Here is a 24,038-nt window from a genome sequence, read left to right as displayed (position 1 = left end):
GTTTCCTCTGCGAAATGTTCTAAAATGTATTACCCTTCATCATCTTTCATAGGACAAGAATTCGTCAAGTCAACGGCTGCTGTTACCTCTTTCCAATCAGCCTCTTTAATGTTGATGGTTTCTAGCAGAAGGATAAGGTCTGATCTGCCAAAGTAGGCAGGATTCCCTTGAGGATCCAGCGTCATGAGAACCAATGGCATTCCCTTAAACACAGGGAGCAATCCTTTAATAACTGTCGTAGCATTAAACGAGTTCTGAAATACAGTTGGTTTGACAGAAACTACGGCAATTGTTTTGTCTTGTACAGTTACAACAGCACTTTCAAATGTCGTGTTCAAAAACTTCATCTCCTATTGTTTTAATCATTGCAGCATAATAATTAGAATTCGACAAACCTCTCAAAAACCCTTCAACCCAATCTTAACCTCCGGCAGCAACCGGGATAGGTTATCCTCTGAAATAATTAACCCCGCCGGCAAAAATCGGCTGATATTTATTGCCCGGAATATTTTTGGCTATTTCCGGACCCGTTCTTTCGGAATGGGCCATTTTACCCAGAATACGTCCATCCGGACTGGTAATTCCTTCAATCGCTTCAAAGGAACCATTGGGAGTATAGAGAACATCGTTGCTCGGGTTCCCATTAAGATCCACATATTGAGTAGCAACCTGGCCATTATGGATTAAGGTTTGAATCATATCCGGATCCGCGACAAACCGGCCTTCTCCATGGGAGATAGGCACTGAATGAATGTCTCCTAAATTTACCCCGCTAAACCAGGGGGATAAGACGGAGACCACTTTCGTTTGGACCATACTCGAAACGTGACGTCCAATTTTATTATAGGTAAGGGTTGGGGAATCTTCCATCAGATCAATGATTTCGCCATAGGGTACAAGACCCAATTTGATTAATGCTTGAAATCCATTGCAAATTCCGAGCATTAAACCATCTCTTTGATTCATAAGTCCGGCTATTGCTTCACTTATCCGGGGATTTCTGAACATAGTAGCGATGAACTTACCTGAACCATCCGGTTCGTCTCCGGCACTAAAACCCCCTGGAAGCATGACAATTTGGGCTTGATTAATCTTTTTAACCATTTCCTGGATTGACTGCTCCACATCCGCCGCACTCAGATTTCGAATAACCAAGGTTTCCACGATCCCTCCGGCTTTCTCAAAAGCCGCAGCTGAATCGTATTCACAATTCGTACCCGGGAAAACCGGAATAAAGACCCTTGGCTTAGCTACTTTAATCGATGGAGTTAGAGTATTTCGCAGTCTGAAGCTCACGGTCTGCGGTTGAGCAACTTTTTCCGTTTGAGTCGGGAAGATTTTTTCCAGAGGCTTTTCCCAAGCAGCTAAAGCAGTCTCCAGCTCGATAGTTGCTCCATTAACCGTGATCACCGGGTTTTCCTGAGTCACCCCAAGGAACTGATAAGCTGCCCCGCCAAAGACTTCCGCCAGATCCACTGATTCCTCTATCTCTAAAAGGATTGAACCATAATCCGCCCTAAATAAGCTCTGAAGATCAAGGGAATTTTCTAAGGCAACCCCAATCCTATTGCCAAATGCCATTTTGCTGAGTGCCGCCGCCAGTCCGCCGATCCTGACAGTATGAGATGCCAGGACATATCCTGAATCAATCAACTGGTTGACCTTTAAATAGTTTTTACTGAGTTGTTCAAAATCAGGGACTTCATGTACATCCCGCTCAGCTTTCACCAGTACAACCTGACTGCCGGGCTTCTTAAACTCTTGGGAAACAACCTTATCCGCTTTGATCACATTCACTGCAAAAGCAACTAAAGTGGGCGGGACGTTCAAATCCATAAACGTTCCCGACATACTGTCTTTACCGCCGATCGCCGGAATCCCCAGGTTTTTCTGAGCATAAAAGGCACCCAGCAAAGCACTGAAGGGTTTGCCCCATTTTTCCGGATCGGTTCCTAAGCGCTCGAAATACTCCTGAAGGGTAAGCCGAACCTGGCTGTAATCCCCGCCTAGGGCTACGGTTTTAGTTACCGCATCAATAACAGCATATAAGGCGCCGTGAAAGGGGCTCCACTTCGCCAATTGAGGATTATAGCCGTAAGTCATCATCGTTGCCGTATTGGTTTCCCCTGATAATACGGGAAGCTTAGCGGCCATGCCTTCAGCCGGAGTAGCCTGGTATTTGCCGCCTAAGGGCATCAAGACGGACGACATGCCGATCGTACTATCAAATCTTTCCACTAAACCCTTTTGGCTGCAAACATTCAAGTCGGATAGATTAGCCAGCCAAGCTTCTTTCAGTAAGGAACCCCGGTTTTCCGGATTATTCTCCGAATTATAGGAAGTGATTTTTTCCGCAACGAGTTCAGGAAGCTTACTGAAATAGTTTTGCTTAGCTTCAGGCTGACTAACCCGAACCCTGGTCTTCTGCTTGACTCCATTGGTATCCAGAAACTCCCGGCTGAGATCAACAATTGCCTGCCTCCGCCAATGCATTATTAGTCTGGGATTGGAACTAACCTTAGCCACTAAGGTTGCTTCCAGGTTTTCCTGATGAGCATAGTCAGCAAAGGTTTCAAAATCCTCGGCACGAATCACGACTGCCATACGCTCTTGTGATTCGGAGATCGCCAGCTCCGTCCCATCAAGCCCTTCATATTTTTTGGGAACGGCATCCAAGTTGATTTCTAAGCCATCCGTTAATTCTCCGATAGCTACGGATACTCCGCCTGCTCCGAAATCGTTGCAGCGTTTAATAAGGGTGCTTACCTTTGGATTACGGAAAAGCCGTTGAATTTTTCGCTCCGTGGGAGGATTTCCTTTTTGCACTTCGGCGCCGCAGGTCAGCAAGGATTCAGTGGTGTGCTCTTTAGAAGAACCTGTGGCTCCGCCACATCCGTCCCGGCCTGTTCTCCCTCCGACAAGCACCACAACATCTCCGGCTTGAGGAGCTTCACGCACGACATTTTCCCGGGGAGCGGCTGCAATCACAGCCCCTATTTCCATGCGTTTGGCAACAAAACCTTCATCATATACTTCGGTCACCTGCCCGGTGGCAAGTCCGATTTGGTTTCCGTAGGAGCTATAACCGGCAGCTGCGCCTGTTGTAATCTTTCTCTGAGGCAGTTTTCCGGGCAGGGTATCTTCCAGTCTTGCCCTCGGATCTCCGCTTCCCGTTACACGCATAGCTTGGTAGACGTAGGTACGTCCGGACAAAGGATCCCGAATCGCTCCCCCCAGACAAGTGGCAGCTCCCCCGAAAGGTTCAATTTCTGTAGGATGGTTATGGGTCTCGTTCTTAAACATCACCAGCCACTCTTCTGTTTGACCGTTGATATCGGCATTTACCACGATACTGCAGGCATTGATCTCATCCGACAGATCAAGGTCCGGTAATTTCCCTTGCTTTTTCAGTTCTTTCATCCCCAGGACAGCAATGTCCATGAGACAGACATCCCGATGAGCAGAATTTTCGCCATAAACATAATCCCTTGAAGTGAGATACTCCTGATAAGCCGTATTTATGGGAAAGGAGAATTCCCCTTCGGAAAAAGAAACTTCCTCGATCTTAGTATTAAAGGTCGTATGCCGGCAGTGATCTGACCAGTAAGTATCGATCACTCGAATCTCAGTAATCGTAGGATTCCGTTTCTCCGTGTCCCGGAAATAGGTTTGACAAAATGCTAAATCCTCATAGCTCATTGCTAAGCCTGTTTCCTTAAAAAACTCTCTCAGTTCTGCCGGCGATTTTTCCATAAAGCGGTCAAGAATTTCGACATCCGGAGGAATAACGGCTTCAAACTCTAAGCTTTCAGGCTTTTCTAAAGCAGCTTCCCTTGATTCTACAGGGTTAATACAGTATTCTTTAATCCTTTGGAAATCGTCTTCAGAAATTTCCCCTTTTAAGACGATCAGCTTAGCTGAAGCAATCGCCGGACGCTCTTTTTGGGTCAGGATCTGTACACACTGAGCTGCCGAATCTGCCCGCTGGTCATATTGACCGGGCAGATATTCCATAGCAAAAACCCGGTCCTGTGCGGGGATATCCAGTTCTTCATCATACACTAAATCTAAGGGAGGCTCAGCAAAGATAATCGGGCGGGACTTGGCATACTCCTCATCTGTAATTCCGGAAATATCATAGCGGTTAATGACTCTCAATCCTTGTAACCCCAGGATACCTAAATTTTCGATCAGATCGGTATAGAGGCCCTGAGCTTCAATATCATAGCCCGGTTTTTTTTCTACGTAAATACGTTTTACAGCTTGTGACTCCATAACATCCTCCATTAATTACTTTTTTCTTGACTTAATATTGATTAACCATAAGCTCGCGTCCCAAAATATGTATAAGGCCATAGCACTTTGTCTATGGCCTTTCGCGCAATCAGTCGTCGATGCCGTAATTCTCTTAGATTGCATGATACCATGATTTTGATCGAAATAAAAGACGTAAGGAAGCAACCATAATGCCAAGGTTTAACTTTAATACCTTCTTAAGCTTGGTTATTGCTTTTTTTAAAATACTTATAAATCTGGGCCTGATAAAAGAGCAGAACGGCCGGAACAAGCAAAAACAGCAGCCTGCCCACTATGGTATTGGCAAAAAGAATCAACGCTCCGAGCCAGCGGCTTCTGCCGGTATACACGCCGTGTACATTGTCCCGTGTCACTATTTTCTGCATAGCTCCAGTCTGCGACATAGGAGGGTAATTGTCAATATCAACGGTCAATTGTTTATCTGACTCAGCGATAACTCGTTCTACATAAAGTACATTATTCTCCTCAAATAAAATGATATCTCCTTCCTCAACCGGGTACTGATGGTCCACCTTTTGAAAATAAGTCAGATCGTTAATCATAATTTCCGGTTCCATGGTATTGGACCTAAATACAAAAGGGATCACTCCGCGTATTGTAACCTCTTGACCGGGAGTCGAAGCATTGATCAGAATAATGAAGAGATTGAACACCAGAGCGGCACAAATAAATACAATCAAGGCTATGGTGGTAAGTGTATCAACAATGGTACTGCCCCATCCCTTCTTGGCCTTGCTGCCAAGCAAATGGTCCCTGCCCGTCCCTGATCCGATTTCTATAAGATCTGTTTTCTCCGGGATGACGGTACTGTTGAGGGACAGATTATAATACATGGCCAGACTTTTGCTCCGAAACAGACCTATCAGACAGCAGGCAAACATGATCCCTAGCGCAGCCGGCCAATACAGTGAAATCCCCAAATTGAATAGTGTGTCAAGGTTCTGCATGGCGACACGATTAGAAATGATCTCGTACTGACCCATCAGAATTTTTAGGACAAACCCCAAGATTGCCGTAAAGAAAGTCCAATACCGGCCATTGATGACTGTCTTGGCGTAGAGGGAAAAGGTCATAGAAAGGATCGTGATCAAGAGCAGGTCTGCCATTCCTGCAATATAAAGAGCAGGAAGATAGGCTGCAATAAAGTTATACTTTAAAAGAAAGGTGAGGATTATTATGGTCCCAAAGCCAACTGTGTATGTCAGCAAAACAGAATAGATAAGGGCCAACAACTTTAAAAAAAACATGATCACCGGACTATAACCCATTTGGATCAAAAGGTACCAAGCATTTTTTCTTATTTCTGTGAAAAATAAATAGTCGTAATAGATTATAAAATAACTGATGTTAAAAATAACGGCAATATGAATATAAATGTATATGGTGGAAAAGAAACTTGGCTGCATAATTTCGGGAATAACATCAGAAAGCACACTTTCCTGCAGAGTCTGAAACACAAAGTAAAGGGCAAAGGAAAATAGGCCGAGAAAAAGAGCCGAAGCCATTTTTCGCTTAGTGCTGATTTTGTTTTCCGTATAAGCTTGGCGCAGTTCTTTTCTAAAATAGCTATTTCTATAAATCATGCTGCCTCATAAGCTCCTCATAGGCATTTTGCACAGTTTTAGGATTAATCTCCATGGAGTCTGGTGTAAACCCGGATTCTAAAATGTTCTTATAAATTGTACCGGGGTCACTTCCTTGTAAGCCTTTGTTACTGATCAGCAAACTATCGCCTTTGATACCCAACTCATAGGCCGGGAGAAGCTCAACAAGTTTTTCAGCCATCAACCGGGCAGATTTATCCCGAATAATAACTTCCACTTTGTCAAACTTCAAACGAAAATCCTCCACCGTACCATCATAAATTAGTTTTCCATCCTTAATTATTGCCGTATGGGAACAAGCTTTCTCAATTAAACCACAGTTTTGAGTTGCAAGGATGATGCTTTTTCCCCGCTCCCTGATAAACCTGCATAATTCGGCGACTGCCTCAACGAGCACTTCATCCCATTGGTATTCGGGAAGGTTGAATACAATTATCAAACTATTCGAGTATGCTGCTGCGATCAACGTAATCACAGCCTTTTCCTCTTTGGTCAGCCTATGGTTAGGGGTCAGGGAAAGGTGTCCCAGCCCGATATCTATAATCAATTCAAAAATTTCTTCCTGCAGCAATACCTTATTCATCTTATACTTAGCAGTGGCGAACATCAGGAATTCTAACACATTCATATTGTTGTAAAGCATATCTGAGTTTCCGATATAAAAAACATGCTTAAGGATTACCCTTTTACGCCTCATCATGCCCCGCTCAACCAGTACGCATTTTCCCTTGTCATAGGGTCTAATGTTTGCCATAATTTCTAACAATAACTTAAGCTCCAACAATGACTTTCCGGTAATCCCCCATGCTTCCGCCCTTTTGACCACCAGAGTGATCTCATCTAATACTCTCCGGGATATTTCTTTAGGGAGCAGAAAGCGTTCGGCTGATGAGACTCCTTCCATTAATACAACCTGCTCAGGATTATGTTCCATATCATTTCTCCCCTATAGCTTGGAGTGGCCTGTTGTAAATTATCGGCAAACTCAGGTTAAAGGTATTCTGGCAACAAATACTCCAATTACTCTGTCCCTGGTCAGCAGTTCCTGATCTGCTGAATTTTTGGGATTGTCTCCCTTGGTACGGTATGCTGTAGTATCGTCGCCCTCCCTCACCACTTCGATAATTCGATGCGTGACGACAGCACCCGATAAGGTTCTGAAGGTTATGATGTCATTTACATCAAGAGGTTCTGCTTCTTTTGGTATCCTGCTGACAATCACGGCTCCAATTTTTAAGGTAGGCTCCATACTGCCGGATTCTATGGCAAAAAGCTGAAACCCTAAGATGTTGGGAATATCTCCCCTGCCCCTTGTTAGCTGGATCGAGATAATAGACCACACAAGCAGTACAATCATAGCAGACAATAGAACTTGACCGGTTATTCCCAATATTCTCCTTCTCCGGGACAAGCGGCCGGATAAACTTTTATCAGTAGCTATGCCCATCATTTTCTGTTTTTCACGCAAGATTTCTTCCCGCATTGCTTCAATTTGCTCCTGGGTCGTATACTTTCTCTGTGTCATAGCTCAACCTTCTCTTTAAGGAATCAAGTATGCAGCATAAAGGATTGTCTCTATTATGTCCTATGGATATGTAAAAAATCAGCGGACTACCCGTTAAAATGATAAATAGGGCACAAGTACCAGGTTGATACTTGTGCCCTATTTGATTAATATGCCCTATCTGATTGGCTTACTTTTGAGATCCTGTCACAGATACCTTAAGGGCGGTTCCATAACCTGCGCCTGCATAGTCAATATCTACGTTGTCATTGCTGGGCCAGTTTACTGATACAGTATAGATTTTCTCCTGACCACTGGCACTCAGCTCAAATTCGTCGCTGAATTCTATTTTTCCGTTTGAGTTTACTGAGCCAACAGTATCACCATTAGGATTTTTAACACTTACTTCCAAGGGCGCAATGACACTTTTACCATTCTCTGCTATAACATCCACAACAAAATTGAGATCCATCTCAGTTTCGCTGATAACTGTACCATCATAGTTTTTCACGCTAAACTGCCAATCCATTGTTTCAGCCGGCGCGATTTTTACATTCTTAATAAACGTATCCGTGCCGCCTTCAGTGAGGATAAATTCTTTGGCAACGACACTACCCTCTGCAAGATTATCAATGGTTGTAGTATAGCTGGCCAAGGTTCCGGCGATCAGAGACGTTGATAAAATCAAGACAAGTGCGACAATCGAAAGTACTTTTTTCATTATTATTCCTCCAATTTTAAATCAATTTCGGTTTTTCTCCAAATCAGGGTAAACGCTTGTACCGAAACTCGAAACACTCGTATAATTAGAAAGGGTGCTAACGGTTAGGGAGACAAATAGTACCGCACTTAAGGCCAGAATCAAAATAACCTTCCTCCTCATCTTCCCCCCTCCTCATTCTCCTCTATCATCCAGCAGAGATCCCTTAATTCAGAGATGCTTTGCCAAATTCACATTTCAAGTCCAAATCGACGATATTGCTGATATTACTGCCGCCGACAGTCACATTTTGGATTGCCGCAGTGCCCATCCCCCGTGCAGGACCACGGAATGATACGCTTTGTCCGGGCAATATATTATCCGTTGCCTGATTGTTGTAACCAGGATTAAGGAATTCGTAGTATCCGTCGGAAGAATTGGATACCAGCTTGGCATTGCTCCATGAGCTAATCAACTGGTCGGTATGAAGGAAGAACCCGATTCTCCAGTTATTGATAGCTTCTGAAGAATTATTAGTAATCGTAATCTTATATTCATATTGATAATTACCGCTTTGTCCATTCTGCCAGGGAGTTGTTGTCTCATAACGCACACTGACCTGGCTGCTTGGGGAAGGGTTCTCAGGCTGGGTACTGAAAGGAATCTGAGAAGCAACAGCATCCACATTAATCATAGTTCCATAATTGCCGCCGGCATAATCAATATCGGTGGTTCCGTCACTTGGCCAGTAGATCTCGACCGTGTAATCCTCTTCCTGTCCATTGGCCGCCAGAGGAAATGATCCCAACACATCAAAGGTCCCTACTCCGGTCACACGATTGAGCACATGGCCTTTCGAGTCCTTAACCGTGACTGTTAATGGCTCTATGGCACTTTTACCTGACAAAGCGTCTACATTAAAGGTAAGTTTATAATACATATCTGTTTCTGAGACAATGTGATTCTGATAATTTTTAACTTTAAACTGCCACTGCACAGTCTCTGCCGGCGCTATCTTAAGTCCCTGCTGAAAATTATCCGCACCTTCCCCGACAAAGATAAACTCTTTGGCAACAACACTGCCTTCAGCCAAATTATCAATGGAAACAGTATACATTGCTAACGTACCTGCCGTAATCGAACTTACCATAACCAAAATCAATGTTAATAGCAATAATACTCTTTTCATATATTCCTCCTGCTAAAAAAGGATAATTGATATTATTATAATAATTATTTTTTACTGAATATCATTACTTTTGTCACTGCTATAGTAGCACGACCAAAAATCCTGCGTCAATTTGTAGATTCAACCAGTATTAGTAACGAATTACCAATTATCCTGTCTGTTTGAAATCATCCATTATAGTTTTGTACCACAATTGTGGAGTTTCTGCCTGCTATTCAGCGCTTCTCCATAAAAAAAACGATTGGCTAAACCAATCGCTAGTGATGTCCGCTTATTAATAAAACCAAAACTTTACAGCATCTTCTCTAAAAACGTTTTAATCCTGGGGTGACGGGGATTATCAAAAAATTCCTTAGGGCTGCTGTCTTCAAGAATTTTTCCATCATCCATGAAAATCACCCGGTCGGAAATTTCCTTGGCAAATCCCATTTCATGAGTCACTATTAACATTGTCATATGCTCTTGAGCCAGGTTCTTGATGACACTCAGCACTTCTCCGATTAACTCCGGATCTAAAGCTGAGGTTGGTTCATCAAAAAGCATAATATCAGGGTTCATGGCCAAGGCCCGGGCAATGGCCACCCGCTGCTTTTGTCCGCCGGATAGTTTTGAAGGATAGGCATCTTTTTTCTCCAATAAACCCACCTTTGCCAATTGCTTCTCGGCAATTTGTACTGCATCATCTTTGGCCATTTTATTGACAAGCATCGGTGCTTCTATGACATTGCCTAAAGCAGTCATATGCGGAAAAAGATTAAAGCCCTGGAACACCATACCCATTTTCCGGTAAGTAGCCCGCACCTCCGGATGAGATGCAGTCACCTTTACTCCTGTATCTCCTGCCGCCTCTACTATTACCCCTTCAATCTCAATACTCCCCTGATCAATTCGTTCCAATTGATTCATACAGCGAAGCAACGTGCTTTTTCCGGAACCGCTCGGCCCGATAATCGAAATAATCTCCCCTTTATTAACCTCTAATGATACTCCCTTCAGAACATGGAGCCGGCCAAAATATTTATGAATATTACTCATACGTATCATTGTCATTGCTTCTTCACACTCTCCTATTCATATATCGAATATTTCTTCTCTAATGTGCCAAAAAGTTTGACAAGAACAGAAGAGATAATTAGGTACAGAACAAAGGCCACAATAAATGGAGTAATATTAAAATCCCTGGTGAAAATTTGGGTTGCAATACGCAATAAGTCTGGCATCCCTATAACTGCCAGAAGAGCAGTTTCCTTAACTAAATTAATAGCCTCACTGCAAGAAGGAGGCAAAACCCGTCTCACGGTTTGAGGAATGACGATCCGGCGCATGGTTTGAGGGTATGTCATCCCCAAAACTTTGGCAGCTTCATATTGACCCTTGTCGATGGATTCTATCCCGCCCCGGAAGATTTCCGTCAAATATGCCCCGGAATTTAAAGCATAGGTAACGGTCGCCGCTGCCAAAGGGGAGAGCCTGATACCTATTATGGGCAAGCCATAAAACACAAAAAACAACTGGAGAAGCAGAGGCGTGCCTCTCCAGATCCATGTGTACAGATATAGGATCTTCTGTAAAGGCTTTGGTCCTTTTACTTTTCCAATAGCAGCTAAAAGCCCCAGAGGCAGCGCGAATACTAAGGTAAGTACATAAACCTTAGCCGTCAGCTTTAATCCGGATAAAATAAACGGTAGTATACTCAGAACATACTCCATATGATCCATTATCTCTTGTCCCTTCGTTTGCCTTAATCAGACCGTTAATTTTCATTTATATCATAGCTGTCTATTCGGCACAGCTCCTTATTCGTAAATCGAATATTTCTTCTCTAACCGGGTAAACACTTGAAGCAAAATAGAAGAAATGATCAGGTAGAAAACAAAAGCGACAAAAAAGGCAGTAATCTTGAAATCACTAGTTACTACTTCTTTAGCTGAGCGCAGTAAATCACCCATACCGATAGCCGCAACCAGCGCGGTATCCTTAAAGGTAAGAATGGCTTCATTGCAGGTAGCCGGCAAGACCCGTCTGATCGTTTGAGGAATAATAATCCGACGCATTGTCTGAACATAAGTCATCCCTAACGCCTTAGCAGCTTCATACTGCCCTTTATCAATAGATTCAATTCCTGCCCGAATAATCTCTGTTTCATAAGCTGCTACATTTAAGGTAAAAGCGATAATTACTGCAGCCAAAGGCGGTAAATTGATGCCAAAGTAAGGCAAACCAAAGTATATGAAAAACAATTGGAGTAAAAGTGGAGTACCTCGCCAGATCCAAGTGTATAAATCCAAAATCCTTTTGATAATCAAGGGGCCTGAAACTTTACCAACAGCGGCCAAAATTGCTAAAGGGAAGATTAAAATAATGACAATACCATAAACCGTCAGGGAAAGCTTAAGCCCCTTTAATAGAATGGGTAATATCGATAGAACATAATCCATGGTTTTCTCTTGTCCCCTTATGATTGTCTTTTATTGACCGTAACTAAAGAATAGGGAGGAGTAAGTTCTTGCATTGGGGTGGGTAAAATAAGGAATAGGAAGAATTTCTCAGCTTCCTATTCCTTTACACTCTGAAAAATATCCCAAAAGCATTCTGAACAATTGTAGACCTCAAAGGAAGGCAGCATCGCCCACAGAAGTGAACTCATGGCATGGAGAGGCGGTAAAGCCCACAAAGCTGACGCGGGGAAGCGGAGCCACGGGTTCACCTCAGGTATTACCCAGAGGTTTGGCGGAGCCCCGCGCCAGCGAGTGGGCTAGCCTCGGAGTGCTGAGTGAGCGGATGTGGGCGATGCTGCCCGACCAAAGGGACCTGTTTTCATCATCTGATGGTGCACATCAGTAGCATGAATGGGCTACTTAATAATATCTGATCCAAACCACTGATTACTGATTTTAGCAGACGTTCCATCGGCTTTCATTTCATCAAGAACACGGTTAAGTTCGGCAAGGAAAGCTTTATCTTCTTTGCGTACACCAACACCATAAGGTTCTTTACCAAAATCCCCTTCTTCTGCTGATAAAATATAGAACTTATCGGAAGTTTTTTCTGTGGTAATCAAGTAACGGCCATTCATTTCGTTAGTTACGACAGCATCAATACGGCCAGCTTCTAAATCCATCAAGGCAACCGTTGGACTTTCAAACTTTCTGACTTCCTTAATCTTAGAGGAAACCTCATCTTTAGCAACCGCTTCTTCCGCAGTGCTGCCTAATTGAAGTCCAATGGTTTTTCCAGCTAAATCCGCCTTGGTCTTGATTGGTGAACCGGATTTAACCACGATAATATTCCGATCCTCCATATAAACATCCGTAAAGCCAATTTCCTGCTGCCTTTCAGGAGTAACACCCAGGGCATTCCAGATCAGGTCAATTTCACCGTTTTTCAAATTCAACAGAACTCCATCCCATTGAACAGGCTTGAATACAGCTTTTACGCCCAGACGTTTAGCAGCCTCTTTCGCTAAGTCAATATCAACGCCAACCAGCTCTCCAGCTTTATCACGAAAACCTGCGGGCGGGTAATTATCGTCTAAACCAACGATGAATTCTCCACTTTCTTTGATCTTATTCCAGGATTGATCCCCTGTTTGTGCAGTGTCCGGAGCTTTCTGACCGCATCCTGTACCTAGCAGAGCAACTGCACAGATCGTTACTAATAATACCAACCATCTTCTTTTCATTTCTATCCTTCCCTTCGCCGTCAATTATCCCAATAAACTCAATTAACCATTTATGACTCCCATCAATCACTATTTAGCTTAAGTACAAAGTACGCACCTATAGCATCCCCCCTATTGTACTACTATACACGAATCCCCCCCATTTTGGCTAGGTCTTAGGAGAGCTGAATACTGTGTACAGACCTTATCACGCTGATTGCTCCTTTATCACTCGGAATTTATCCTCTAAGACCAAAAAAGCATCCACAACATCAGGATCAAAATGTACCCCCCGGCCTTCTAAAATAATGTCCAGACTTTTTTTATGAGAAAAAGCGGGCTTATAACGACGCACAGAGGTCAGGGCATCATACACATCGGCTAAAGCCATAATCCGTGCGCTCAGGGGAATTGCCTGACCCTTCAGATTTTGTGGATAACCTGAACCATCCCACTTTTCATGATGGCTTTGCGAAATATCCACTGCCATCCTTATTAACCTATTCTCCGGGTAATGCTCCAGCATTGTTTGTAAAGTAGTTGCTCCAATAACGGTATGGGTTTTCATTATTTCAAACTCCTGTGCCGTTAATTTACCTGGTTTAAGCAGAATATCATCAGGAATAGCAACTTTACCGATGTCATGCAGCGAAGAAGCATAGTAAATATTCTCCACAAAGATGTTATCGAGATTCGAATCACCTGCACCTTGGTCACGGAGCTGCTCCGTAAGCATACGGCAGAACACTCGGGTGCGTTCGATATGCTGTCCTGTTTCGTCATCTCTTACTTCAGCCAATTTGGAAAAGGCTAAAATAGTTGCCAGCTGTGTTTTATATAAAGCTTCTTTCGTGGCGAATATTTCCTTGAGCTGCTCATTCAGCAATCCCTGCAGATTATTATTATGTAGGGCTAAGGATTTCTGAAGTTCGCGTATTTGAATATGGGTTTTAACCCTGGCGTGAATTTCTTCAATCTGAAAGGGCTTCGTAATATAATCAACCCCTCCAAACTGGAAAGCTTTGATCTTATCAGAGACTTCATTTAAGGCACTCAGGAATATTATGGGAATGGATTCGAGAGTTTTATCAGCTTTAAACCGGGCACACACTTCAAATCCGTTCAGTCCCGGCATGTTTATGTCTAAAAGAACCAAGTCAGGCGGCTTCACTGCCGCCGCTTTCAAAGCTATTGCTCCATCGAGAAACGCTGAGATCAGATACCCCTTTGCCCCCAGCAATTTTTCTAAGAGCTTTAAATTATGCGGGGTATCATCAATAATCATAATTCGCGGAGTATTGTAAGCGAAAAGACTCATTTTATACCCCCTCGTATTAATATCTCCGTAATTCTCTTATAATCGTAGTCGTTGGCATAATTAAGCAGGGTTTGACCAAGTACAGGGTTATAAGGCACAACCTTGCGGCTGATCAACTCCTTAAGAAGGATACTCTCTCCTAACTCAGCGGCTTCGACAATACGAGAGACCCATTGAGCAGGTATCAGAGCAACTGCAAGAGCGGATTCCCCTAAAGCCTCGTTTGTAAAGCTTCTCCGAACTTCATCGGCATATCGATAGTCAACAGATAAAATATGTTGTAGTTCTTTAAAAATCTCCCCTTCTTTAAATGGTTTACGAATAAATCCATCAGCTCCTGATTCGAGAGCCTCCAATCGATCATTTTCCAAGACACTCGCCGTGATGATAATGACCCCTACACGTTGACCTTCGGGAGTAGATTTTATTAAGCGAGTTGCTTCAAATCCATCCATCTTCGGCATACGGGCATCCATTAAGATGACATCAGGCTTCCATTGCCTGAATAAAGAAAGGGCCTCTTTACCATCGCCGGCTTCCTGCACAGAAAACCCAACTTTCCCAAGAATCAGCCTCAGCAATGTGCGATTTGTAACAATATCATCCACCACCAGTATTTTAGGGGAATTGGCAGACACAAGGCCAATCACCCCTCGCTGCGAAGAAATCTCTTCCATCAATAGTGTTTCGGAACTGGTTCTATGGATAATAAGGGTAAACGTAAATTTACTCCCTTCGCCCAATTTGCTGGTGACTGTCAAATCTCCTCCCATCAAGCGTGCATAGTGCCGGCTTATAGGCATACCAAGCCCTGTACTGCTGCCCACATGTTTTCCGCTTTGAGTTTGTTCAAACACCTCAAAAACTTTAGCAATCTCTTCCGGTGCTATTCCACAGCCCGTATCTTCAACCTCAATAGTCAAGATAAGTTCGTCCTCTATTTGACCGTCCGTACATAATACTCGTATAGTGATACTGCCATTATCCGTAAACTTAATAGAGTTACCAATGATGTTGATAAGTACTTGCCGTATTTTTTTACCATCGGCACGAATAAAGTTGGGTATTTGACTAAGAAGATCAATCTTAAATATTAAAGCCTTCTGCTGGATCTGTATTCTAAACATCTTGGCACACTCATCAAGCAGATCAATTAGGGAGAAGTCCTCCGAATTGATTAACACTCTTCCCGACTCGATCTTAGACATTTCTAAAACATCATTAATCAAAGCCAGCAGGTGTTCCCCGCTCTGATTAATGATTTGTAAATATTCCTTTTGATCTGAGCTCAAGGACACATCCCTCTGCAGTAATTGGGTATAGCCTAAAATAGCATTCATCGGCGTGCGGATTTCATGACTCATATTGGCCAGGAAGGTGCTTTTAGCCCGATTTGCAGCCTCTGCAGCCGATTTTGCGACTTCCATCTCTTGGATCATCTGCTTTCGCTTAGTGATATCCTCTTTGACTGCAATGTAATTGGTTAGAATCCCCTTAGTGTTGAAAACCGGAGAAATAGTTGAAGATTCCCAGAATATTGCACCATTTTTCTTTTTGTTGCAGAATTCACCCGACCACTGTAAACCCTTATCTAAAGTGGCCCATATGTTTGCATAGAACTCCTCTGAATGATGACCTGATTTAAAGATACGGGGGTTCTGTCCCAAAAGTTCATCGATTGAATACCCCGTGACATTGGCAACTTGTGAATTAGCATAGACAATATTTTTATGCTTATTTGTCATGACTACACTAATGGAGCTGTTGTCAATCGCTTGGGAAAGCATACCCAAACGCCGGGTCGACTCCTCTAATTTCTTTGAATGGGCAAGTAAGTCCCTATTTGCCTGTTCCAGTTCCATCGTTCTTTTATTGACACGTTGTTCCAGCTCTTCATTAAGCGCTCTGATCTGTGCCTCACTTTCCCGCAAAGCCTCTTCTACACGCTTGATTTCAGTGAGATCGGTTATCGTTGAAAGCATGCAAAGTTCTTCTAACAATATTAGTTCTGTGGAAATTCGACAGAGCAATAGTTTATTTCCTTTAGCATTAAAACGAAAATCGTAATTAACAATCCTACCCTCATTTAAGGTCGTCCTGATGATGAGTTCGCGGTCCCAGGCATCAGGATAAATCCCCAGATCGGTTGCTCGATGCCCGATAACCTCCGCCTGGCTGAAACCACTTAACATAACAAATGCCTGATTAATTTCAATAATTCGTTTATCGCTTAAACGGGTTATGTGCATGGCAGCAGGACTTGATTGGAATACCTTAGAAAATTTATCTTCAGACTTTTTGAGGATTTCTTCAGCCTCTTCACATTTCCTTAAGTCAGCTTTGGTTTTCTTATCGTCCTTCATGATATATCACCACTCATTAAAGGATTTTAAACTCTTCAAACATTTCTGACCTAGCCGTTGCCTAAAAAGCGAATGGTTTTAGTTCAACCGCAGGCATAGCCTGCTCAAATTGCTTGAGGCGAATATAAAACGTCGTCCCATTTCTTCCGGTTTCTATTTCAATTTTGGCATTATGACGCTCCGCAATACTATAACACACAGCCAAACCCAGGCCGGTTCCATTATCCTTCGTTGTAAAGAATGGGGTTCCTATTTTCTCCAGGACATCCGGATTGATCCCTTTGCCATTATCCTTTATGGCTAATATTACATCATTATCAACCGTGAAGGTTTTGATCATCAAATCACTGCCAGCCGGCGATGCCTCAAGTCCATTACGAACTAAATTCAATATTACCTGGCGGATTTCTTTTTCGTCCATCAATAAATCAGGAATCTCTGCAAGTTCCAGCACTATATTTTTATCACTTTTCGTTGCATCGGACTGTATTAAGGGAAATAAAGTTTTTATTTCATCATTTAAGTTAAATAACCTTTTTTCCACCGTTTTATTTCTCGCTAGTTTAAGAAACTCGGTAATTATGGAGTTAGCCCTATCCAACTCTTCAATCATCAGGTCAAAATAGTCTTTATATTTAACGCATTCCTCTTTAGTGCCAAGTATCTGCAGAAAACCACGCACTGCGGTCATTGGGTTCCTGATTTCGTGGCCGATGCCGGCAGCCATTTCTCCTATTAAGTTGAGTCGGTCCAGGCGAGCCATTTCTTTTTCAATCTCTTTTCGTTGGGTTATATCCCGGATAATATATTGATAGGCTGCTTCTTTCTCAAATATAATAGGGATCACTATACCTTCCACAGTAATAGATAAACCTGATTCTCTAACGATTGTAATCTCACCCAGATGAACTGGGTTTTGAGAACCCTTTAAACTTTCCAGTTCCTTGAATTTATCTGACCTAATTAAGTTCTTGAGAATCGTAATATCTATTTCTCTGGTCTTATTAAATCCAAATAGATGCAGGGCAGCCGGGTTAGCATAAATGATTTTATTGTTGCCAAATATGAAATACGCGTCCGGAGATGCTTCAATGATTTGCCTATGCTGGGCCTCACTATGGCGCAGCCGTATATTTATATCACTGATCTCTTGGGTTCTTTCCCGGATGGTCTTTTCCAGGTTTTTTCGGTGCTCTGCCAATTCCTCAGCCCGTTTTTTCTCAGCTTCATAAAGCCTCGTATTTTCCATCGCCTGGCATGCGATATGGGCGATGGAATTGAATAGTGCCAGCTCCCCTTGAGTAAAATCACGCCTGCCTTTAAAGACCAGAAATATGACACCAATAGTCTTGGCACGATATTTGATGGGAATTCCCACATAGCGATTGCCCCATGCTCCTAATTTCTTTAAAATCGCCACTCGTTCCGGGCTCAGAGTATCATCATTATGTGTCAGTATCTTGTTAGCTTGGACTACTTTAGGACTAAAAAACTCTTCGCTTGTAATCGAAAACTCTTTAATTTTCGCTATGGGGGTTTCATCAAAATTCAATGTAGAGAGTACCTTGAAAACAAGCTCTTTTTGATTAAATCGGTAAAAAACACCTGATTTAAGATTAATATACTTTTTCAAGGCTTGAAGTATCCCATTACTTATTGTCTGGAGATCAGGTCTTGTGGTTGCAGCTATAGCGACGTCTTGGAGCAGCTGTGTACGGGCGAGTTCCCGTTCGGTTTGAGTATGAAGACGTGCGTTCTCTAATCCTACCGCTATTTCATGAGCGATGGAGATAAAGAATTCCACATCTTCCGGGCTGAACATACGTGCTTCTGACCAGGAAAAAGCAATAACTCCAATTGTCCTCCGATAGGTTGTAAGCGGTAAGGCTATGGAGGAGCTAAGTTGCCGGCCTATTAAGAGCTCAGCTTTCTCCATAGATTCTTGAGCAAATTTTGGCGTGGTGACATTATATCTATTGGCAATAAATATAGGTTCTCCCGATTTGAATGCACCAACCACCATATCGTCTGAGTCGAGAGATTGCGGTGAGATAGGGTTGGAAGGCTCACAAGGATATCCATAAGAGGCTGTTGGTACTAGTTCTTTATGTTGATCATCCCACAAATAGACTACCGACTGAGTTAAATCAAAACTCTTTACTAAACTTTCGAGCACTTGCTCCGATACCTTAACAATATCTAAGGAACTCGTCGAGATTTTAGTTATGTTGTACATGAGCTCAAGGTTAGCGGTTCTCTCGCGGACCCTTGCCTCCAGCTCATCCCGGGCTCTGCGCAACTCTTCTGTTGCTTGTAACCGCTGTCTTTCGATATCTGCGGATTCGATGGCAAACGAGACATCATCAGCCAGGGACTTAAGCAGTTGAATTTCTTCATCATCAAAGTAGTTCACCTTTTTGGCATATAGAGTCATTGCACCTATTGTCTGATTCTCGATCAGCAAAGGAAAGCTCGCTGAAGCCTTATAGCCCCGGATTAGCTGTTCGTTTCGCCACGGCTTCATTGCCGGATTATTTTCCGTATCGTTATTTACATGGACCCGGCCTTCTCGCAAGGCGATACCGGTCGGGCCCTGGCCTTCGGGTGTATCTTTATCCAAGGAAATATGGATGCTATCTAAATATCCTTCATCATCACCATATTTAGCCACTGCCTTTATGCGCTTCGTGTCATGATCAGCCAGACCAATCCAAGCCATCTCGAACTGTCCATCTTCGACTGCAACTCTGCACACTTTCTCGAAGAGCTTCTGAGGCTCTCGAATGCGAACAATTGCCTCATTTATTTTACTAAGCACACCATAGAGCCTACTGAGCCTTGTACTTTTTTCGGTTTGCTTGCGCTCAGTGATGTCATTAAAAGTCGCAACGGGTGCAGTATTATTGCCCATTTCGTTGCCTGAAGGTTCAGAGTCCAAGCTCATTGAAACACTCTCCATTCAATACATTACAAAAACTGTTATATAACGTTAACGTCTGTTTCGTCTAAAATGCACATTTATTATCTTATAATTTCACAATCATGTCCTCAAAATAATGTCGATGGTGTGTCACAATTGTCCTAGTATGCTATTCAGCAGATAATTGGAAAATCCTCCACTGATAACCCCAAATATAAAGAAAACCCGGCTTCGCCGAGCCTTAAACGCATACTCACAAATGAGGCGAAACCGTTGGTTGCCCTTATGCTTGGAAAGTATAATAACGTAAGTTTTATACTTTCTGATAGTATAACAAAAAGCCGCCGCATCTCTGCGACAGCCTTCTATCTGTTTTTTCCTTCAGCCTGCCTCCCTCGGATAGAATCAGCTTTTCTCAAACGAAGCATGTTTTGAGATAGGGAGGCTTAAAGATTCCATTCCTTTAAATGAGAACGAATGAATTCAATAATTGCTTGATTTTCCTCTTTTCCTGCACCGTTAATGGATAACGGCTCTCCAAAAGCCATATGAATTGGTTCACGACGATTGATTGGTCCCAGATCCTTCAGGTATTTTCCGTTTCCCCAAAAATCGGTTTTTATGGCAATGGGAACAACCTGAACCTTCGCTTTGTTTGCCAGTTTTACTCCTAAACTGTTAAATTCCTTTGGTACAAATTCTACAGTCCTTGTGTTTTGCGGAAATACAATGATTGATACCCCATTAGACAATAATTCCTGGCCTTGTTTCATGACTATTTGAAAATCTGCCCGGGAATCCTTTCTGCTAACGACAATTGGATTTTGAGCACGCATAATGGGTCCAAAAAATGGATGCTCAACAAGACTATCTTTAACGATAAAGGTTACATTCATAATCGGAGCAATCAGACAGGGAAAAACCATTGTCTCAAGTGTGCTCATGTGGTTGCTTATAAAAACGACAGGTCCCTGGCACTTATGCAGATTCTCAAGTCCCGTAATATGAAACCTTCCTCCGCAGCCTTCAATTAATTTGAAAACTTCATAGGAAGATAATACCCAAGCCTCTTTATCATATTGACCTTTTAGCGCGGCACTCCGGGATTTCAGCACGATCCTGCAGAATTGAGACATAAAAAATAATCGAGTATTGATCACTAATCTATCCAGAAAAAAACGAGGTGTATTATCCTTAGTATGATACGAATCCTTTAAAAATAACTCCTCCACAAAGCATCCTCCTGTTCGCAAGGTCGCCTTAGCCAATGCGACTAACTCCCGTCCCCTGCCACCCTATATAATACAACCTTTGAGCTGAATTATCCATAAAAGACGTATCGATTCTTTTCAGCAATTCCTTCATGCTGAAAAGAAAGAAAATGAGTAAGCCTCCAATTCCTGCAAAGAATCAGCTTACTCATTCCTTTGAGGTGTACTGCAATTGAGTACGTCCTCCTTTTCATTTTTTACCCCTCATCCAATAAGCGATATAGCTATCGTCTTTGGCTTCATCGGTCCTTTCTGAAGATTTAGCTCCAAACTCTATTAAAGTTCAGCCTTCAATCCCAGATTTTTCGCATTAGGCTTTCTTACTGCTTAATCCAAATAGCCATTTAAAGAGAGCGAGGTAAGGGAGAGGAAACCCATTTACCGAAGTTCAGAGAACCAACATAACCCTCAGTAAATAAACTATTTTAACTTCAGCAGATTATTTATAACCATTTGCTGCCGATTCTATGGGGTAACCTTCCTACTCAGGCGAAACCTTTTCTTAAGGTAAGTTAAGAATACCTTAAATCATACAGTCTGTCAATAAATTTATCAAACTATTCAAATTATTTTATCTTTTCAGTTTTGGGGCGGCTCAACCTTTAGCGGCGGCCAATTTTTCGATTGCCTCATCTTCAGAAACAACAAAAAAGACATGGTTTCCATGATTACACTCATAAATGAAGTCTTTCAAAGGTTTACTTGTATAACCGGAAAAATCGCCGACAATGGCTAACTTTACCCTATAATTTACAAACTTTTGCAGTATTTCACCGGCAAGACCTGTACTTAGCTTGAAGAAGTCTTCTGTAATAGCTTCTTTATTTATAACGATCCGATTACATCCGGATTCATAATTTACAGTTGCTATAAAATCCAAGGCCGATTGAATATCCATGATCAGCAGCTCATCACTTTGCACAAGTGCGATTATATTATTATTCTTCTCTTTGGTGATAACACGCATAGTTTATACTTCCCTTCAATCTAGTCAACTCTTGTACAAAAGTTTCTGTTGTTTCAGTAAGAAGATAACCAATTTTAAGAAATTGTCATAACTAATTGACCTGTGGATTCATCATCCTTGTCTATTATATACCAAAAGCTGCATTTTCTTGCGAAGAACAAGCAAATGCAGCTTTAACACTTCGTACTCAATAATTTATGCCATCTCTTCAACGAGCCATTCGTTATCGCCGTACTTGATAAAATATTGACCATCCCGCTCGATGACGTTTTTACATAACTCAGCATAGGAAGGACGGGACAGTTTCGTATCACACTGCCAGAACAGAGAGATGTAGGGGATATTGTTTTTGATAATGATATTGCCCGGAGTCAGGGGAAATTCTCGGCCGTCATAAAGCTGGATCATAAGCTGACCAACCTGCACGGTTAAGGATTGAACAAAAAAAGGAGCGTCCTCTACCTCTACAGGGTACAAATAATTCTGCCAATCTAAATGATATTTATCATGACCATCTTTTGTTAAATGGGAAGCAAATAACTTAATAATCTCTTTATTAATCATTAGCAGACCGTCAGCGTACCATAATCCATCCTTATCAATAAAAAGTTCGGGAGCGCGCAAATTATCCATGATATTACCCAGTTTTCAATACTGGACAACTCTATACATCCAGCCTTTTCACTCTGCCGACCAGACAAAGTGGCAGAAATTAAACCAGGCGTATTCACTTCCTTTCTTAGAGACATGGGCCGGTGCCGTTATCATTATTGTAGCAGGTGTTATTTATACTTCAATAGCGATTTTACAAAATCTTCATAAAATCGCCCGACCTCTTTCATTGCGATCATCATCCTGCTCTTTTCAAGCTTTCATTTAGACCTTCTATATGAAATTCAGCATAGTTCTCCTCATCTCTTTACCGGCAACCCGCAGAGCATATATTTTTACAATTTTGGAAAACTACATTCAAGCTAAAAGATACTATTTTAAGGAGTAATTCATGCTTATTACGTATTTTTATCCATCGTATATTGTCATTATGGTTATTTTTGTACTGATAACTATCCCTAAAAATGACTTTAGGGAATATTACATTTATGGTATCCTGCTCGGAGGATTAGGGGATATTGTTATTGTCGGTTTATATCAAAATCTCCTTAACATTATTTGGTTTAAGAATGCCGGTATCTTCAATGTATTAGGCCAGAATCTGCTATCGCCCCCCAGCTGGGCCCTTACAGTTATGATTTTTCTTCGATTTTTACCCCAGCGGAAAACATTCCAATACTTCTATGTTTTAACATTTGCTTTATTCAGTGTTGGGTTTGGCTATTTGGTTCATAATATTGGTCTGTTCGACTTTAAACCTTGGTTCTATCCGTTTTTCGCTTATCTTGCTTTTTTAGCATGGTGGTCGATAATTACGTTTGTATTTATTAAGACAAGTTCCTTTGTGAAGCGGAATTCTTTAACCTAGGTACTTGGCCACCGCAGCAGCCGTTTGATATTTGTCCTTCCCACTCAACAGCACTTCGTTAGGATGATTGGTCGTTAGTCCGCCGACAACGATCAATTTTTCTGCACTTAAGGCTTCAGAGGGGACTGAACCATCTGCTGGGCGTATAAAAACAGCACAATTACCATTCTTAACGGCAACATCATAACCGGCCCAGAAATCTTCCTTTGTATATAACAGCACAGCAGCTTTCAACACGTCCATTCCCCCTTGCAAATCCTTTAAAAGCCGGTCTAAAGGAAATCCGTTTCCCGGACACCTTGATTTATTAACTGAGTCAATCCGGTAATGTCCGATGATAGTATCCCTAGTCACCGGAATTCCCATGGTTTCAATTAACCACCGATGTAAGGCCAGGGTGGCTTGGTACTGAACTTCGGGCATGACATCTCCGCTTTGTCCTTCGTGTTCAATGCTTATTGTGTAATAATTCGGATTCGCCCCTGGAATGAGCAGCGGCCAGTCTGGCTTATTTACCGCCCCATTAGCCCAAGCATGGTTCTTGAGATCGACATACTGATGGATTTCACCATTCTTCCCGACTCCAAAATGAGAACTTACTTTACTTGCCGGGTTGGCAAACCAAGCGTCGGTGCCAGCTAATGTGCCCTCCATGATGTGATTAACAATGGCAATTATTTTATACCCTCTTGGGCTGCTGAAGTTTGGCGAACCCATCCACTTAATAGTTGGCTTATCCATTTC

21 protein-coding genes are annotated in these 24,038 nt (G+C 42.4%); 2 read left to right on the top strand and 19 right to left on the bottom strand.

From position 1 onward, the window contains the following. Positions 1 to 29: 29 nt before the first annotated feature. The 11 genes from DESYODRAFT_RS10670 to DESYODRAFT_RS10625 form a co-directional block, all read right to left on the bottom strand. On the bottom strand, positions 30 to 347 hold the full coding sequence (locus tag DESYODRAFT_RS10670) for a hypothetical protein (RefSeq protein ID WP_427854314.1): 318 nt from the start codon (positions 345 to 347) through the stop codon (positions 30 to 32). Positions 348 to 447: 100 nt separating this feature from the next. Beyond that, positions 448 to 4,275, bottom strand: a complete 3,828-nt coding sequence (locus tag DESYODRAFT_RS10665; RefSeq protein WP_007782870.1) for a phosphoribosylformylglycinamidine synthase — start codon at positions 4,273 to 4,275, stop codon at positions 448 to 450. A gap of 218 nt (positions 4,276 to 4,493) precedes the next feature. Further along, positions 4,494 to 5,900 carry a S26 family signal peptidase gene (locus tag DESYODRAFT_RS10660; protein WP_007782868.1) on the bottom strand — a complete coding sequence of 469 codons (1,407 nt, stop codon included), beginning with the start codon at positions 5,898 to 5,900 and terminating at the stop codon, positions 4,494 to 4,496. Further along, positions 5,890 to 6,855 (bottom strand): P-loop NTPase family protein, encoded by a 966-nt coding sequence (locus DESYODRAFT_RS10655; RefSeq protein WP_007782865.1) that lies wholly within the window; start codon positions 6,853 to 6,855, stop codon positions 5,890 to 5,892. Before DESYODRAFT_RS10655 ends, DESYODRAFT_RS10660 begins: the two co-directional genes overlap by 11 nt. 51 nt (positions 6,856 to 6,906) lie before the next feature. Next, positions 6,907 to 7,446, bottom strand: coding sequence for a signal peptidase I (locus DESYODRAFT_RS10650; protein ID WP_007782861.1), 540 nt, complete (start codon positions 7,444 to 7,446; stop codon positions 6,907 to 6,909). A 169-nt stretch (positions 7,447 to 7,615) separates the two neighbouring features. Further along, entirely contained in the window at positions 7,616 to 8,146 is a 531-nt protein-coding gene (locus DESYODRAFT_RS10645) for a hypothetical protein (protein WP_007782857.1), read from the bottom strand. Between the two features lie 21 nt (positions 8,147 to 8,167). Next, positions 8,168 to 8,308: a hypothetical protein gene (locus DESYODRAFT_RS28705; protein WP_007782856.1), complete on the bottom strand. Its 141-nt coding sequence runs from the start codon at positions 8,306 to 8,308 to the stop codon at positions 8,168 to 8,170. A gap of 43 nt (positions 8,309 to 8,351) precedes the next feature. Further along, a complete protein-coding gene (locus DESYODRAFT_RS10640; protein ID WP_007782853.1) occupies positions 8,352 to 9,314 on the bottom strand; it encodes a cellulose binding domain-containing protein in 963 nt (320 codons plus the stop codon). 291 nt (positions 9,315 to 9,605) lie between these two features. Next, positions 9,606 to 10,364, bottom strand: coding sequence for an amino acid ABC transporter ATP-binding protein (locus tag DESYODRAFT_RS10635; RefSeq protein WP_007782852.1), 759 nt, complete (start codon positions 10,362 to 10,364; stop codon positions 9,606 to 9,608). 17 nt (positions 10,365 to 10,381) lie between these two features. Beyond that, positions 10,382 to 11,032, bottom strand: a complete 651-nt coding sequence (locus DESYODRAFT_RS10630; RefSeq protein WP_007782850.1) for an amino acid ABC transporter permease — start codon at positions 11,030 to 11,032, stop codon at positions 10,382 to 10,384. A gap of 78 nt (positions 11,033 to 11,110) precedes the next feature. Next, complete coding sequence (locus DESYODRAFT_RS10625; RefSeq protein ID WP_007782846.1) at positions 11,111 to 11,752, bottom strand: amino acid ABC transporter permease; 642 nt, start codon at positions 11,750 to 11,752, stop codon at positions 11,111 to 11,113. Positions 11,753 to 11,951: 199 nt separating this feature from the next. On the opposite strand from DESYODRAFT_RS10625, the gene DESYODRAFT_RS27295 reads away from it, so the two are divergent. Next, complete coding sequence (locus DESYODRAFT_RS27295) at positions 11,952 to 12,158, top strand: hypothetical protein (RefSeq protein WP_083842157.1); 207 nt, start codon at positions 11,952 to 11,954, stop codon at positions 12,156 to 12,158. A gap of 10 nt (positions 12,159 to 12,168) precedes the next feature. Here the strand turns inward: DESYODRAFT_RS27295 and DESYODRAFT_RS10620 are convergent, their stop codons facing one another. The 7 genes from DESYODRAFT_RS10620 to DESYODRAFT_RS10590 form a co-directional block, all read right to left on the bottom strand. Next, on the bottom strand, positions 12,169 to 12,996 hold the full coding sequence (locus tag DESYODRAFT_RS10620) for an amino acid ABC transporter substrate-binding protein (RefSeq protein WP_007782844.1): 828 nt from the start codon (positions 12,994 to 12,996) through the stop codon (positions 12,169 to 12,171). 187 nt (positions 12,997 to 13,183) lie between these two features. Further along, the gene (locus DESYODRAFT_RS10615) at positions 13,184 to 14,293 is read right to left on the bottom strand and encodes an HD domain-containing phosphohydrolase (RefSeq protein ID WP_007782841.1); all 1,110 of its coding nucleotides are present in this window, start codon (positions 14,291 to 14,293) and stop codon (positions 13,184 to 13,186) included. Then, positions 14,290 to 16,656, bottom strand: coding sequence for a hybrid sensor histidine kinase/response regulator (locus DESYODRAFT_RS10610; protein ID WP_007782837.1), 2,367 nt, complete (start codon positions 16,654 to 16,656; stop codon positions 14,290 to 14,292). Before DESYODRAFT_RS10610 ends, DESYODRAFT_RS10615 begins: the two co-directional genes overlap by 4 nt. A gap of 61 nt (positions 16,657 to 16,717) precedes the next feature. Then, on the bottom strand, positions 16,718 to 19,600 hold the full coding sequence (locus DESYODRAFT_RS26625) for a GAF domain-containing protein (RefSeq protein ID WP_007782835.1): 2,883 nt from the start codon (positions 19,598 to 19,600) through the stop codon (positions 16,718 to 16,720). 422 nt (positions 19,601 to 20,022) lie between these two features. Then, positions 20,023 to 20,808 carry a lysophospholipid acyltransferase family protein gene (locus DESYODRAFT_RS10600; protein WP_007782829.1) on the bottom strand — a complete coding sequence of 262 codons (786 nt, stop codon included), beginning with the start codon at positions 20,806 to 20,808 and terminating at the stop codon, positions 20,023 to 20,025. A gap of 634 nt (positions 20,809 to 21,442) precedes the next feature. Next, the gene (locus tag DESYODRAFT_RS10595) at positions 21,443 to 21,814 is read right to left on the bottom strand and encodes a DUF4180 domain-containing protein (protein ID WP_007782826.1); all 372 of its coding nucleotides are present in this window, start codon (positions 21,812 to 21,814) and stop codon (positions 21,443 to 21,445) included. Positions 21,815 to 22,009: 195 nt separating this feature from the next. Next, positions 22,010 to 22,447 (bottom strand): DUF1285 domain-containing protein, encoded by a 438-nt coding sequence (locus DESYODRAFT_RS10590; RefSeq protein WP_007782825.1) that lies wholly within the window; start codon positions 22,445 to 22,447, stop codon positions 22,010 to 22,012. Between the two features lie 370 nt (positions 22,448 to 22,817). Between DESYODRAFT_RS10590 and DESYODRAFT_RS10585 the strand changes: the two genes are divergently transcribed. Next, the gene (locus DESYODRAFT_RS10585) at positions 22,818 to 23,294 is read left to right on the top strand and encodes a hypothetical protein (protein ID WP_007782823.1); all 477 of its coding nucleotides are present in this window, start codon (positions 22,818 to 22,820) and stop codon (positions 23,292 to 23,294) included. Here DESYODRAFT_RS10585 and DESYODRAFT_RS10580 read toward each other — a convergent pair. Next, positions 23,286 to 24,035 carry an N-acetylmuramoyl-L-alanine amidase gene (locus DESYODRAFT_RS10580; protein ID WP_007782820.1) on the bottom strand — a complete coding sequence of 250 codons (750 nt, stop codon included), beginning with the start codon at positions 24,033 to 24,035 and terminating at the stop codon, positions 23,286 to 23,288. The two genes, DESYODRAFT_RS10585 and DESYODRAFT_RS10580, sit on opposite strands and share 9 nt — an antisense overlap. Positions 24,036 to 24,038: the final 3 nt, after the last annotated feature.

This window comes from Desulfosporosinus youngiae DSM 17734, assembly GCF_000244895.1.
Taxonomy (GTDB): domain Bacteria; phylum Bacillota; class Desulfitobacteriia; order Desulfitobacteriales; family Desulfitobacteriaceae; genus Desulfosporosinus; species Desulfosporosinus youngiae.
This window is presented reverse-complemented; position numbering and strand designations above follow the sequence as displayed.

What these genes read in the sequence shown, in the direction of transcription:
- DESYODRAFT_RS10670 (WP_427854314.1), bottom strand. Translation starts at nt 347, where the DNA reads ATGAAGTTTTTGAACACGACATTTGAAAGTGCTGTTGTAACTGTACAA.
- DESYODRAFT_RS10665 (WP_007782870.1), bottom strand. Translation starts at nt 4,275, where the DNA reads ATGGAGTCACAAGCTGTAAAACGTATTTACGTAGAAAAAAAACCGGGC.
- DESYODRAFT_RS10660 (WP_007782868.1), bottom strand. Translation starts at nt 5,900, where the DNA reads ATGATTTATAGAAATAGCTATTTTAGAAAAGAACTGCGCCAAGCTTAT.
- DESYODRAFT_RS10655 (WP_007782865.1), bottom strand. Translation starts at nt 6,855, where the DNA reads ATGGAACATAATCCTGAGCAGGTTGTATTAATGGAAGGAGTCTCATCA.
- DESYODRAFT_RS10650 (WP_007782861.1), bottom strand. Translation starts at nt 7,446, where the DNA reads ATGACACAGAGAAAGTATACGACCCAGGAGCAAATTGAAGCAATGCGG.
- DESYODRAFT_RS10645 (WP_007782857.1), bottom strand. Translation starts at nt 8,146, where the DNA reads ATGAAAAAAGTACTTTCGATTGTCGCACTTGTCTTGATTTTATCAACG.
- DESYODRAFT_RS28705 (WP_007782856.1), bottom strand. Translation starts at nt 8,308, where the DNA reads ATGAGGAGGAAGGTTATTTTGATTCTGGCCTTAAGTGCGGTACTATTT.
- DESYODRAFT_RS10640 (WP_007782853.1), bottom strand. Translation starts at nt 9,314, where the DNA reads ATGAAAAGAGTATTATTGCTATTAACATTGATTTTGGTTATGGTAAGT.
- DESYODRAFT_RS10635 (WP_007782852.1), bottom strand. Translation starts at nt 10,364, where the DNA reads ATGACAATGATACGTATGAGTAATATTCATAAATATTTTGGCCGGCTC.
- DESYODRAFT_RS10630 (WP_007782850.1), bottom strand. Translation starts at nt 11,032, where the DNA reads ATGGATCATATGGAGTATGTTCTGAGTATACTACCGTTTATTTTATCC.
- DESYODRAFT_RS10625 (WP_007782846.1), bottom strand. Translation starts at nt 11,752, where the DNA reads ATGGATTATGTTCTATCGATATTACCCATTCTATTAAAGGGGCTTAAG.
- DESYODRAFT_RS10620 (WP_007782844.1), bottom strand. Translation starts at nt 12,996, where the DNA reads ATGAAAAGAAGATGGTTGGTATTATTAGTAACGATCTGTGCAGTTGCT.
- DESYODRAFT_RS10615 (WP_007782841.1), bottom strand. Translation starts at nt 14,293, where the DNA reads ATGAGTCTTTTCGCTTACAATACTCCGCGAATTATGATTATTGATGAT.
- DESYODRAFT_RS10610 (WP_007782837.1), bottom strand. Translation starts at nt 16,656, where the DNA reads ATGAAGGACGATAAGAAAACCAAAGCTGACTTAAGGAAATGTGAAGAG.
- DESYODRAFT_RS26625 (WP_007782835.1), bottom strand. Translation starts at nt 19,600, where the DNA reads ATGAGCTTGGACTCTGAACCTTCAGGCAACGAAATGGGCAATAATACT.
- DESYODRAFT_RS10595 (WP_007782826.1), bottom strand. Translation starts at nt 21,814, where the DNA reads ATGCGTGTTATCACCAAAGAGAAGAATAATAATATAATCGCACTTGTG.
- DESYODRAFT_RS10590 (WP_007782825.1), bottom strand. Translation starts at nt 22,447, where the DNA reads ATGGATAATTTGCGCGCTCCCGAACTTTTTATTGATAAGGATGGATTA.
- DESYODRAFT_RS10585 (WP_007782823.1), top strand. Translation starts at nt 22,818, where the DNA reads ATGCTTATTACGTATTTTTATCCATCGTATATTGTCATTATGGTTATT.
- DESYODRAFT_RS10580 (WP_007782820.1), bottom strand. Translation starts at nt 24,035, where the DNA reads ATGGATAAGCCAACTATTAAGTGGATGGGTTCGCCAAACTTCAGCAGC.